At 39.0% G+C, this 14,035-nt stretch carries 9 protein-coding genes; 5 read left to right on the top strand and 4 right to left on the bottom strand.

What is annotated here, in order from left to right:
- Positions 1–7: 7 nt before the first annotated feature.
- The 4 genes from carB to RFX69_RS11780 all read left to right on the top strand — a co-directional run bounded on the left by carB (position 8) and on the right by RFX69_RS11780 (position 5,072).
- Positions 8–3,238 carry a carbamoyl-phosphate synthase large subunit gene (carB, locus tag RFX69_RS11795; RefSeq protein ID WP_001126293.1) on the top strand — a complete coding sequence of 1,077 codons (3,231 nt, stop codon included), beginning with the start codon at positions 8–10 and terminating at the stop codon, positions 3,236–3,238.
- A gap of 87 nt (positions 3,239–3,325) precedes the next feature.
- Positions 3,326–3,802 carry a transcription elongation factor GreA gene (gene greA, locus RFX69_RS11790; RefSeq protein WP_001190204.1) on the top strand — a complete coding sequence of 159 codons (477 nt, stop codon included), beginning with the start codon at positions 3,326–3,328 and terminating at the stop codon, positions 3,800–3,802.
- Positions 3,803–3,880: 78 nt separating this feature from the next.
- On the top strand, positions 3,881–4,513 hold the full coding sequence (locus tag RFX69_RS11785) for a CatB-related O-acetyltransferase (RefSeq protein ID WP_000380745.1): 633 nt from the start codon (positions 3,881–3,883) through the stop codon (positions 4,511–4,513).
- Positions 4,514–4,634: 121 nt separating this feature from the next.
- A complete protein-coding gene (locus RFX69_RS11780) occupies positions 4,635–5,072 on the top strand; it encodes a universal stress protein (protein WP_000966781.1) in 438 nt (145 codons plus the stop codon).
- A 55-nt stretch (positions 5,073–5,127) separates the two neighbouring features.
- On the opposite strand, the gene RFX69_RS11775 is transcribed toward RFX69_RS11780, so the two are convergent.
- On the bottom strand, positions 5,128–5,457 hold the full coding sequence (locus RFX69_RS11775) for an MGMT family protein (protein ID WP_001986539.1): 330 nt from the start codon (positions 5,455–5,457) through the stop codon (positions 5,128–5,130).
- 81 nt (positions 5,458–5,538) lie between these two features.
- Between RFX69_RS11775 and RFX69_RS11770 the strand changes: the two genes are divergently transcribed.
- Positions 5,539–6,255 carry a hypothetical protein gene (locus RFX69_RS11770; protein ID WP_005128048.1) on the top strand — a complete coding sequence of 239 codons (717 nt, stop codon included), beginning with the start codon at positions 5,539–5,541 and terminating at the stop codon, positions 6,253–6,255.
- On the opposite strand, the gene RFX69_RS11765 is transcribed toward RFX69_RS11770, so the two are convergent.
- From RFX69_RS11765 to RFX69_RS11755, 3 genes are all read right to left on the bottom strand, one after another.
- Entirely contained in the window at positions 6,252–7,976 is a 1,725-nt protein-coding gene (locus tag RFX69_RS11765) for a CapA family protein (RefSeq protein WP_289332668.1), read from the bottom strand. The genes RFX69_RS11770 and RFX69_RS11765 overlap by 4 nt on opposite strands.
- Entirely contained in the window at positions 7,973–9,628 is a 1,656-nt protein-coding gene (locus RFX69_RS11760) for a hypothetical protein (RefSeq protein ID WP_005128045.1), read from the bottom strand. The genes RFX69_RS11765 and RFX69_RS11760 overlap by 4 nt, the downstream gene beginning before the upstream one ends.
- Before the next feature lie 146 nt (positions 9,629–9,774).
- The coding region (locus RFX69_RS11755; RefSeq protein WP_309169430.1) for a BapA/Bap/LapF family large adhesin at positions 9,775–14,035 on the bottom strand (4,261 nt) is incomplete at its 5' end.

Here is a 14,035-nt window from a genome sequence, read left to right as displayed (position 1 = left end):
GCGAATAATGCCTAAACGTACGGATATTAAAAGCATCTTAATTATTGGTGCTGGTCCAATTGTCATTGGTCAAGCTTGTGAGTTTGACTATTCTGGTGCTCAAGCATGTAAAGCACTTCGTGAAGAAGGCTATCGTGTTATTTTGGTTAACTCTAACCCAGCAACCATTATGACTGACCCTTCAATGGCTGATGCAACTTATATTGAGCCAATTACTTGGCAAACTGTTGCTCAAATCATTGAAAAAGAGCGCCCAGATGCAGTACTCCCTACTATGGGTGGACAAACTGCACTTAACTGCGCACTTGCACTTGATGAAAATGGTGTATTAGAAAAATACGGCGTAGAACTTATTGGTGCAACAAAAGAAGCAATTGAAAAAGCTGAAGACCGTAAATTGTTTGATGAAGCAATGCGCAAAATCGGCTTGGAATGTCCAAAAGCTGCCATTGCTGAAACAATGGAAGAAGCATTAGAAATTCAATCTCGCTTTGGTTTCCCAGTAATTATCCGTCCGTCATTCACTATGGGTGGTTCAGGCGGTGGTATTGCATATAACCGCGAAGAATTCCTTGAGATTTGTGAACGTGGTTTCGACCTCTCTCCTACTCACCAATTATTGATCGACGAATCTTTAATTGGCTGGAAAGAATACGAAATGGAAGTTGTTCGTGACAAAAACGACAACTGTATTATCGTATGTGCGATCGAAAACTTCGACCCAATGGGCGTTCACACAGGTGACTCAATCACTGTAGCACCGGCTCAAACCTTAACTGACAAAGAATATCAATTGATGCGTAATGCTTCAGTTGCAGTTCTTCGTGAAATTGGCGTTGAGACAGGTGGTTCTAACGTTCAGTTCGGTATTAACCCGAAAGACGGCCGTATGGTTGTGATCGAGATGAACCCACGTGTATCTCGTTCTTCTGCGCTTGCGTCTAAAGCAACTGGTTTCCCAATTGCAAAAATCGCAGCCAAACTTGCTGTTGGTTACACCCTTGATGAATTGAAAAATGACATCACTGGTGGCGTAACTCCTGCAAGCTTTGAACCATCAATTGACTACGTTGTAACAAAGATTCCTCGTTTTAACTTCGAGAAATTCCCACAAGCAGAACCTGTATTAACCACTCAGATGAAATCTGTTGGTGAAGTCATGGCTATTGGTCGTAACTTCCAGGAATCGGTACAAAAAGCATTACGTGGTCTTGAAGTTGGCGTAAGCGGTTTCGATGAAAAAATCGAAGCTGGTGCAACAAATGTAAAAGAAACTATTCTAAAAGAGCTTAAAGTTCCGGGACCTGAACGTATTTGGTACGTAGCAGATGCATTCCGTCACGGCTTCTCTTTAGATGATGTATTTGAAGCGACTAAAATTGATCGTTGGTTCTTGATCCAAATTCAAGATATCGTCAACACAGAAGCTCAAGTAAAAACTTTAGGTTTTGGTGATCTCACTGCTGAAAATATCCGTTCGTTCAAACGTAAAGGTTTATCTGACCTTCGTATTGCGAACCTTATGGGTATTTCTCAAAAGCAATTCCGTAAGCAACGTTGGAACTTGGGTGTTTACCCTGTTTACAAACGTGTTGATACATGTGCTGCCGAGTTTGAATCTGGTACAGCATATATGTACTCGACTTACGATGAAGAGTGTGAAGCTAACCCATCAAATCGTGACAAGATCATGGTTATTGGTGGTGGTCCAAACCGTATTGGTCAAGGTATCGAATTTGACTACTGCTGTGTACACGCTGCTTTAGCAATGCGTGAAGACGGTTATGAAACAATCATGGTGAACTGTAACCCTGAAACTGTTTCTACCGACTATGACACATCTGATCGTCTATACTTCGAACCTGTAACACTTGAAGATGTACTTGAAATCGTACGTACAGAGAAGCCTAAAGGCGTAATCGTACAATACGGTGGTCAGACTCCACTGAAATTGGCACGTGCTTTAGAAGAAGCTGGTACTCCAATTATCGGTACATCTCCAGATGCAATTGACCGTGCAGAAGACCGTGAACGTTTCCAACAAATGATTCAACGTTTACAGCTTCGTCAACCAAACAACAGCATTGTAAAATCTGCTGAAGAAGGTATCTCTGAAGCTGCGAAAGTTGGCTATCCATTAGTTGTTCGCCCATCTTATGTATTAGGTGGCCGTGCAATGGAAATCGTCTATAACGAAGATGAGCTTAAACGTTATCTTCGTGAAGCAGTACAGGCTTCTAATGAAGCACCTGTTCTTCTTGACCACTTCCTTGATGATGCAACTGAAGTTGATGTTGATTGCGTATCTGACGGTAAAGATGTCGTGATTGGCGGTATTATGCAACACATCGAACAAGCAGGTATTCACTCAGGTGACTCTGCATGTTCTATCCCTCCTTACTCTCTTTCTAAAGAGATTCAGGATGAGATGCGTCGTCAAACAATTGCGATGGCAAAAGAACTTGGTGTAGTTGGTTTAATGAACGTTCAGTTCGCAGTGAAAGGCAACGATATTTACGTTCTTGAAGTAAACCCACGTGCATCACGTACTGTTCCATTCGTATCGAAATGTATTGGTGAATCTTTAGCAAAAGTAGCTGCTCGTTGTATGGCGGGTCAATCACTTGAGTCTCAAGGTTTTACTAAAGAAATTATTCCAAATCGTTTCGCAGTAAAAGAAGCAGTATTCCCATTTGCAAAATTCCCTGGCGTAGACCCAATGCTTGGTCCTGAGATGAAATCTACAGGTGAAGTAATGGGTGTTGGTCAAACCTTTGGTGAAGCATTCTATAAGGCTGTTTTAGGCTCAAATGACCGCTTACCAGGCTTGCCAACTGAAGGTGAAGTAAAGCATGCATTCTTATCTGTTCGTGAGTCAGACAAGAAATACATCGCTGATATTGCTAAGAAATTAGTTGAATATGGCTTCAAACTTGTAGCAACAGGTGGAACATATCAGGTACTTAAAGAAGCAGGTTTAGAGTGTGAATCTGTAAATAAAGTAACTGAAGGCCGTCCACATATTGTTGACCGCTTGAAAAATGGTGAAATACACCTTATTGTCAATACTACTGAAGGCAAACAAGCTCAATATGACTCTGCAATGATTCGTCGTGCTGCCCTACAAGGCAAAGTGTATTACACAACGACTATCAATGGCGCAGAAGCGGTTTGCCAAGCCTTTGCTGTGAAATTGCCAATGGATGTATACCGCTTGCAAGATTTAACTGTAGGTTAATTTTTTTCCGATAAGTCCCGCCACCTTATCGGTGGCGGGATTTTTTCATTTTTTTAACTGTGTTTTCTCAACTTAAGAGGGACCGAAATGCAACGTTATCCAATGACCCCTGAAGGTAAAATCGCCTTAGAGAAAGAATTACAACATCTGAAAACTGTTGAACGTCCACGTATTACTCAAGCGATTGCTGAAGCACGTGAACATGGGGACTTAAAAGAAAATGCAGAATATCATGCTGCTCGTGAACAGCAAGGTTTCTGTGAAGGCCGTATCCAAGATATCGAAGGAAAATTGGGTGCTGCACAAGTCATCGATGTTAAAGACTTAGAACAAAACGGTCGTGTTGTATTCGGTGTTACGGTAACGATTGAAAACCTTGATACTGAAGAACGCAAGACTTATAAGATTGTTGGTGATGATGAAGCTGATTTTAAAATCAATAAAATTTCAGTAAATTCGCCAATTGCACGTGGCCTTTTGGGTAAAAATGAAGGTGATGAAGTAAAAATTACCACTCCTCAAGGCGAAGTGGAATACGAAGTTGTAAGTGTAGAATACCTCTAAGGTAATACACTTGAACCCCTCTTCATGAGGGGTTTTTATTTAATATGGTTTGGCTCATTTTTGTTTGGATAATAAATTATGGATACTCCTCTAATTAACACACCAGTCCGCCATTGGTGTGAATTTGAGTTTATTTCCAAAACTGTGAAAAATCCAAATATCCATATTAAAGGGAATTACTCTTACTACTCGGCATATTGGGATCAAGGTTTTGAACGTTGTGTAGTGCGATATCTACATGACAAGCCTTCTACTCCAGACAAGCCAATTGATCAGCTCTATATTGGTAATTTTGTTTGTTTTGGCGCTGAATGCGTGATTATGATGGGTGGTAACCAACTTCATCGGCCAGACTGGATATCGACATTCCCCTTTGATACCCGAAGTTTTTTAGCCGCTGGTGACACTATAATTGCAGATGGCTGCTGGATTGGAAGCCGTGCAATGATTATGCAAGGTGTAAAAATCGGTGAAGGTGCTGTTGTTGCAACTGGAGCTGTGGTCACTAAAGATGTCCCCCCCTATGCAATTGTTGGTGGCGTACCTGCAAAAATTATTAAATACCGTTTTCCTCAAGAGCAAATAGAAAAACTACTTGCTTTAAAAATTTATGATTTAGATGAAAAACAAGTTTTAAAAATGCGGGAATATTTACAAACGGATGATATAGATGCATTAACAGCACATCTTAAAAAATTACAGAGCGAATAAAATATATTTGCAAGAATTTCTTGCTTAAAAACACAAATGATTACGTGCACGAATTTCAATCGTAAGAAAAGAAGTATAAAGTATTGAATAAATAACCATCATTACAATAAGGAATAAACTCATGTTATATCAACATATTCTTGTACCAATTGACGGTTCTGAAACTTCTATGGTTGCTATGAAAGAAGCAATCAAAATTGGGAAAGCATTAAACAGTAAAATTACGGTTGTACAAGTTATGGCACTTGACCCGATTATTGCTGACCTTTACGTTAAGACGGGGCAAACCAATGAATTGATTGAGCGTACTAGAACATATTTGCTAGATATTTTAGAGCAAGCCAAGCAACAATTTTTGCAAGAAGGTCTTAGTGTAGAAACCAAATTACTTGAAGGTTTTGTTGTTCACGAAGAAATTATTCAAGCTGCACAAGAGCTTAATGCTGATCTGATTGTGATGGGTTCTCATGGCCGCACAGGTGTACGAAAACTTGTATTAGGAAGTGTTGCGCAAAAGGTTTTAGGTGAAAGTCATATCCCGGTTTTAATAGTTCGTTAAAACTAAAAAGCCTGTCTAGCTTAATTCAGCAAGGCAGGCAATTATTAAAATATTTTTAAGGCTGCCAAGCAAATTGCTTTAAGTTTACTTTGCCATTTAATAAATAGATTCCTTCTGCTTCAAGCTTTAACTGCTGAACGTTTTCGCCCTTTTCATTAAACTTACTTAGGCTAATTTTACCTTGCGAATTAATAACACGATGCCAAGGGACCTGATGATCTGCCTCAAGATGTTTAAGCACATACCCAACTAATCTGGCATGTTTAGGTAAACCTGCCATACGAGCAACTTGGCCATAAGTTGCAACTTTTCCATATGGAATCAAAGCGATGACTTCTAAAATTTGTCGATGTAGTTCATACTGAGTTGTCAAAATGGAATCCATAAACGTTGACATTATTCATATCATATAAAAATTTTTGAATAAAATTAAACCTACTCCAAGATGAGCTCAAGGGAAAATCGCATGAAAAAAATATTGCTGTTGATCAGTGGAACTTTACTGTGTGTTTCTTGTACTACTCGTCCCCCTCTACAAAAGCCAGACTTATTAGAGGAGCCTGGTAATAATAGACCTGTAGTCCCTGTAACTTTCGTTTTTACAACAAACAATCCTTCTGCTGCACAATTTGATAACTTTACGCAGATGCGTAAAGAAATCAGTATCCTTAATAAATATTATTTAGATGACCAAGGAAAGAAAATATTTAATTTCAAATTAAACCGTTATATCCCTTACGAAGAGTTCTCAAAGTTACATTGTGATTTGAAACAACAAATTAACCAGCCTTATCCCATTTCTACTGAAACTATTCCTGCCAGTGTAAATACATGTTTTCCTAAGCGTACTGCAAGTAAAGAAGTCATTATTTTTATTTATGATGCCTATTCAACAAAATGGAAATTTAAAGATGTAACAAGTAGAGCGTTTCGTAATAATGGCAAACCTTTTATTTTATTAGATTGGAACCGTCTAAATTATAATATTCAGGCTGGTAGTGTGCATGAGATGGGGCATGTATTTGGTCTAAAACATGTTTGTGCCCCGAAGGCTACAAAACGTACTCCAACCAACATTATGACAAGTGCTGAATGTAAATTAGGCAGTGGTGGCTTAAGAAATTTAGGGTTTACTCCAGCACAACTTCAAACCATTTTATCGACTTACAACCAATATCCTTAAAATTTAACTTCAAGATATCTCCCTAATTTATCTTGGGATGCCATGTAATTCTCAGGGGTCAGTAAAGATGTCATATAAATACTGGCCTTTGAGAAGTCTTCAGCATCTACAGGATAAGGCTGCCAAAATGTTTGTAAATTATTGGTGTAAATGGGGTAAAGGCGAATGATATCTTTTGCTAAATCAAGTCTAGCTATACAGCCAAATGGCAAAGCATTTTGCTGTTCATATTCACCGTCACTATTAAAGACTGCATTGCCTATATTAAAAACAACAGGCTTTTGATTGATGATCTGGATTGGTTGAATAGTATGAGCACCATGACCAACGATCAGATCCGCTCCTGCTTGAGTAAGAATAGTCGCGAGTTTAGTTTGGTCTTTTGTAATAGGCTTAAAGTCGACACCCCAATGACAAATAACAATAATTTTGCGTTCTGGGTGAGCCTGCTTATAACGCATTATTTGTTCAAGTAAAACGCCATTTAAGCAAGCTACTCCACTTCTTGATCCTAACGCATAAAAGTCATAATCCAGATAGGCCGCGTCTCTATGCCAATAACCATTAAAAATCGCATAGTGCTTAGTCTCAAAAGTGATTTCAAAGTAATTGTGAGCATCTTTCTGGTTCAGTCCAGCGCCAATATAAGAAATACTCGCCTGATCCAACTGTTGTAATGTATAGGCTAATCCTTGCTCACCGTAATCTTTCAAATGGTTATTTGCCAAAACCAAATAATTTAGATGAATGCGCTTAAATTCTTCTAATGTTTTTTTAGCATCTGCTTTTAAAACAAATGACTTTTTATCTTTTAACGGCGATTGATTTTCTAAAGAAAATACTGCTTCAAAGTTAGCGATGTTGATGTCATTTTTACCTAAAAAGGGCTGTATTTTTTCAAATGAATAATGATATCCATATTGCTGTAAGGCATCTGTTTGCCCTCTAGACTTACGCTTTTCGGTATACATTTCACCAAAATAGGTATCTCCAAGAATATTGATAATACCTGTTTGAGAAGAATATTTTTTTGCCTCAACATGCCCTTCTTGAAAATAATGATAGTAAGGAACCAAATGCTCCAGACGGTGAATATCATCCAGAAAAGAGAAAAAACCAATGCTCCGGTTATGTTCGGAATAAGTGATATAAATCTGTCTAAAGGTATGTGAGATATATAAAACCGAAGTGAGTACCGGATGACCAAGCAAAGGCGTAATCGGTTGATATACTTTATTTTTAAAAGAAAGTGTTCTAATAAAGAAAAGTTTTTTCAGCTCGGCTGGATAGCTATAAATGTGTTTTACCAACAAAAATAGATTTTTTAATTGATTAGGTGCTCTTAAAGCTAACTGGTAATATTCTGCTCTTTTAGACAAGATCAATTGTGTTTGCTCAACAGAACCCAACAGCATATTGCTTAAGGCATCTTTAACATCATTTGCCTGAGTAAAAATTAAGAATTGTAAGAGCTCGGCAAATGTATATGATTCATTTTTTTCTAGACCTAAATTTTGTTCACCAATTTTCTTAATTTTTTGTTCAGGAACCCGATAGATTTCATCAGCTTGAACTTTTTTTTGATGGAATTGTTCTAATGCATAATCAATCAGTAATAATGTAGAAATGTCTCCATCAATTTCAAATGCCCAAATTGCCTCTTCAAATTGAGCATGATCAAGAGCAGCTAGCAGCTTAAGTTCAAATAGAGGGTAAGTCATATCTCCCCCCCTTCGAAATCTTTTACGTAGGCAATATAACCAGAAAGGTTGTGTTCCTGATCATCAATTCTTACTCTAAAGCGATCATGCCGTACATAAAAAGCATGCAATATTTTATCTGGTCGAGCCATATACATGGCTATTTCTGGATAGAAAAAACCTGTGGTTTGAAATTCGGCTCGAAATGTAATGAGTTTTTTTAACTCAGACATATATGCTTGTTCAAAAAGTGCATTATGGCCTTGCTCTTTTAAACGATTAACCATTTTATAGGCTGCCATTAGCATTTCTAATAAAGTGGCATATGTTGTTTTTCTATTTCGAATAAAAATAAAATGTTTTAAATAATTATTTAAACCAAAAATAAAATATTTTTCTTCAGGGCATATTTTTGTAAGCTCATTGGTACAATAACTTAACCAGTGATCATGATATTTTTCATATCTTTTATGAATAAAATTTTCAAACATTAACTTAACTGTGTCTAATAATCTTTTATCCTGATTAATTTGATATAACCTTAATAAAGCTAATGCTGCTTCTCCATCATAATAAATGATTCTGAACTTTTCTTTTAAATCATAATTTGGATAATTTAATACATGAGTAGTTAATCCATCCGGATCCACTAATTCTAAAATACCATGAGCAAGTTTCTCCGCATATTTTAAATAATCATCTTTTCCTGTGATTTCTTGATATTTCGTTAACATTAAAATAGCTGCGGCATTTGCACCTAATTTAATTTCTAGCTCCCCTTCTTTACCATCAATCATAAACGCAGTTATTGGGTCTTTTTCTTTATAGAAAGTAGTAAGTGCGTATTGAATTGCTGCAACAATTTTAGGCCAGTATTCAGGTTTATCTTGTACTTCAAAAGTCTCTAAAAGCGCGTAAAGCGAAGTACAGTGACGTACCGTATTATAGTTCCGTATATCACGATCATAAGCAGGAAAATATCCATAAATGAATTTGCCATTTTCTTGAATCTGGCTATGTAAAAACGCTGCATTTTTTTCAATGAGGTCTCTAAAGTGCTGTTTTTTATTGCTAGCAATGGCTCTAATACCATTTGCATCGTAGCGACTTGCTAAATTAATAAATTGTCCATTTTCATAAAAAGTTGCATAGGTATCGAAAGTCCACACTTCTTGTAGTGACTGAAGTTTAATTTCCGGCTTTGTTGCACAATATTTTTGTTTAATTGCATAGTTCAGATTTGTTTCATCAAAAAAGTTCGGCTTGTCATAACTTAAGCCCCGAATAATGGCTTTTCCATATATTTCTTGCTCCAGAAAAGCTACCGAACAGGAATCATCAAATCCAATACCTCTGCGGTAATGATTATTGTGAAATTGGTGATGAACCTGCTGCTCTATTTGGTTCCAACTTTGCTTTTCTAAATTGTACGCAACATCAATTTTTATGTAGTCTGGAAGTTGATCTGGCGAAAACTGATCATCAATAAAATCAAATAATTGTAGAGTTGCTTGTGTAAGCACTGTTTTTTCACTATGCCATACGCTACATCTGTGATCTTTAGGGCCAAATGATATAAATAAAATAGTTTCTTCTTGAAGGTCTGAAACATGGTGAACGATATGTTCTAACCAAAGCTTGAGCTGTCTTTTGAAGTCTAAAAATACCGCCACTCGAATTAAGTCCCTATCCGTTATTTGTTGTTCTATAAAATTCTCAATGCATCATAGCATGAACTCTTTCAAAGCTAGGTTAACGTATTGTTTAAACATAAAAAAAGAGAACCCTAGGGTTCTCTTTTTATAAATCGATTGTCAGATTAGAAAATGATTTGACCATTGTTGATCAAGTCATTCAATGTGACTGGACCAGTGAGGTTAGTCAATTGAAGCAATGGTGTTTCAGTGTAAGTACCTTCTACGAGTAATCCACCATCACGGTCTACGCTGATTGTCGCAGTTTGAGACGCAGCATCGTAACTTACAGATACATATTGACCGATTGTTAAGTTAGTTTGTGAACCAATCAACAAGTTGCTTAGGTCAATCTTATCAGCCTGATCATCCGTTGCAGTATTACCTACATGGAAGTCAGTCCATACATCTACACCACCAGCCGTTGTATTGCCACCAGTTGCATTAGTTACGCTTGCAGCTGTTAATGTGTTGTAGATCAAGGTATCAGAGCCGTTACCAAGAGCAAATGTATCATTTGCCGCAGTACTCACTGCAAGGCTATTCAACTCTTGACTCAAGTTAATTGTCAATGAAGAAGTGTATTCACTACCATCAATCACCGAAACTAACTTGTAATCAATCACATCAACTGTCGCATTTGCAGCGCTGTCTAATGGTTTGTAGAAGTAAGAACCATCATTGTATAGATACAACGTACCTTCACCTGTATTGACTCCTTGACCAGCAGCTAGTTCATAAGTACCAGTTGTTGAGTTCATTACGTAGAGCTGAGTACCTTCTACGACATCATTAGTAAGGACATTTCCAGTAATCCAGTCTGTTTGACCATCTGGTGTGTATTGGTCTAGATGAGTCGCTGTAGTTGTCACTACAGAGTCTAGAGTTACAGTACCTAGAGAAATCAGACTTGATAAGCTGAATACTACACGGTAAGTCCCTTCTGACAAATGAGGTACATCTGCTGAATATGCTGGGGCACCCAACACACCTGCCAATGCTGTCGCAGAACCAGAGTACGCTGTATTTACCCATGTTCCACCAACCAATTGCTGAATTGTATATCCAGTCGTTGGAAGAGCCGACAAGCTTAACGATGCTGTATAGTTCAACTGTACATGTACATCACTTACTGTATTTGCAGCTATTGTAAACTGACTAGAGGTTACTGTACTGCTTAATACAGGTAGTGGTGGGAAGCCAGCCAAGTTACCAATGGTCACGTTACCACTCGCAACATCTACAACTGGATCTACCACTGGTGCCATGCTGATTGTTGCATCATCTGTATCAGCTGTTACTGATGGTGTTGGAAGTGTAGCATCTGCCGAAGGATCTGCTGTATTCCAAGTTACATCAACATCTGGCGAACCGACTTGAACATGTAATGTAGCAGTATCAGTTCTACCTGTTACAGGATCTGTCACTGTGTAAGTGAAGCTATCAACTTTACCTACATTCGCCATATCCGCAGTTGCCTGATAGCTATAAGTACCATCTGCATTAATAGTCAGAGTTCCATATACCCCTACAACCGTTGCTGGAGTACCCACTACAACTGTAGTTGTATTACCATTTTCAGCTGTAACAGCAGTTACTACTGAAGTTGTTGTAATGTAATCTGGCACATAGTTTGTACCGTAAACAGCCGAGTTATCATCAGCGAGTACATTACCAGTTACTGGGTCAACAACCAGTACAGGCGGTTGAGTGATATCACCATGATTCAGCGTGATATCCGCAGTAACACTACCTAGAGCTGTAAGAAGTGTATTGCTTTCCATGAACAACTCGTAAGTACCAGCACTTAAGTTATCAATCTTGAATTGAACTTCAGAACCAAAGATACCTAACAAGTCAATCACACCAGTATCAGAACTATCTGCAACTACAGTACGAGTGCCATCTGGATTTAATCGTGTTAATACCACATGTAAACCATCGACAACCGTAGCAACCGAACCAAAGTTCACTGCAATAATCGCATCAGTCAGATTACCTGGATCAACTGTAAATGTCGCTGTACCTTCTTTAGAACCGATAACAATTCCACCTACACCGAGTAACCAGTTGTAGCTAATCGCATTATCAAGTACCTCAGTCGTTACTGGATAAACCATGTCTATTTCAGCTGAAGCAACGTTATCCATCGCATCTACTGGAAGCGGACTAGTAATTACAGCTGGTTGAGATGGATCTGCATCGTTCCAAGTCATATCTACACTGTCACTATCGAGACGAACGTAAAGTGTTGCCTCAGAAGTGTTACCCGTTACAGGATCAAGCAAGGTGTAGGTAAATTGATCTACCTGACCTAGGTTTGCTCCATTTACAGTCGGTGTATAAGTGTAGTTGCCATCTTGGTCAATCACCAATGTACCGTATGTACCAGTAATTGTTGCACCAGCAACTGGGTCAACCGCAACACCATTCACTTGAGAGATCACAGCACTACTGCTTGCTGCATCAACTTCACCAGTGAGGCTCGCATCTTTGATGACATTACCAGAGATCGGTTCAACAGAGTAACCAGCCACGATGTATGGATTGTAGACATCCATCGTACCAGTTAATGTTCCGCCTAAACCTACACCTAGCAAGCCTTCATATCCGATGAACGCGCGGTACTGACCAGCATCCAATCCTTCAAGCACAGCTGTTGGCGTACCACCGATTAGTGATAGATCGATGAGTGATGCTTCTGGGTTAGTACCACCGATCGATACCCATTGGCCTGTTGCTTCATCAAATTTCTGAACAACAATCGCATAATCACTGAGTAAATCTGCTGTGATTATCGCATCGAATGTGAACGTTGCTGTACCTTCGCGGTTTGGATCAACAGTAAACTCAATTGCGTCGTTACCAAGCAATTGTAAGTCCAGACCAGCTAACGATACTGCTGCAAGGTAAGTTGAAGTGCCTAGAGCAACATCATCTGCAACTAGCAACGGTTCTGGGTTGATTTCTGCAGTTACAACATTATCCACAGCTTTCACAGAACTCAATTGAATATTGAGGTTTGCTTGAGCCGTATCACCAGTTACAGGATCAGTTAAGGTATAGGTAAACTGATCTGTTTGTCCTACACCTGCCGCACTAGCAGTAGGCGTATAAGTGTATGAACCATCCAAATTGATCACTAATGTACCGTAAGTACCAGTGATGCTCGTGCCATCTGCTACAACAGGCTGACCATTAACCTCACTTATAACTGTTGTTGGAGTTACAACATCTACCTCACCTGCATCATTTATTTCTGTGATGACGTTACCTTCAGCAACTTCAGTGTAGTAACCACCTACTTGTGTTGTGTCATAAACATCCATTGTGCCTGTTAAGGTGCCAAGTAAACCAATACCTAGAAGACCGTTGTAAGTCATGAATGCACGGTATTGACCTTCTTCTAACCCATCAATCACTACACCAGGTGTTGAACCTAATAGCGTGAGATCAAGAATATCTGCTTGGCCACCGCCATAAATTGCAGTCCATTGACCAGTCGTTGTGTCAAATTTTTGAACTACCAGAGAGTAGTCTGATAATGCATCTACTCCAATTAAAGCACTGTAAGTAAATGTCGCATTACCTTCTTGACCAGCACCTACTGTAAAGCCGATTGACTCAGATCCTAACTGCAAATCAAGTCCAGCAAGCGATACAAGTGCTAGGTAGGTATTACTACCTAGTGCTGCATCATCTTGTACAAGCAATGGTTGAGGAGCAAGTACAGCTGTATCAGTGTTATCGAAAGCAATGATACTAGACGAACTAATCGTTACCGTACCAGTTGCAGGAATCGATACATTACCCGCAGGGTCTGTTGCAGTTACACTTACATTATGTGGACCATCGATTAATGAAGGAAGTGTATTGTCCGCAAGCGTCCAAGTACCGTCACCGTTGTTGGTCGCATTATAGTTCAACCCATCAACAGTCACTACAACAGTCGCGGTAGGATCATCAATCGTACCAGTCAATGGTGGCGTATCATCATTAGTAGTTACATTTGTGAAGCCGACTACTGGCGCAATAATATCAACGATAAAGCCGTCTGTACCATCGAGTACATCACCTGTACCCAAGTTACCAGCAAGATCTGTATAAGTACCATTAGCCACACTAATGCTTGGTGCTGTGCCTGTACCATCTGGTGTGAACACTGCTGTCCACGTGATGTTGTCAGTTGTAACCAATGCACTCAACGTACCGCCAATAAGAGTGATGTCATTTGCATCAAAGCCTGTTACTGCTTCACTGAATATGAAGCTAATGTTCGCTGTTTCACCAGCTGCAAGAGCTAGATCATCAGTGATAATCGCAAGCGTTGGTGCTGTGGTATCAATGGTCACCACTGCTGTATCTGTACCTGCATTGCCTGCAGGG

Source organism: Acinetobacter sp. 148, assembly GCF_031196675.1.
GTDB lineage: Bacteria > Pseudomonadota > Gammaproteobacteria > Pseudomonadales > Moraxellaceae > Acinetobacter > Acinetobacter baumannii.
This window is presented reverse-complemented; position numbering and strand designations above follow the sequence as displayed.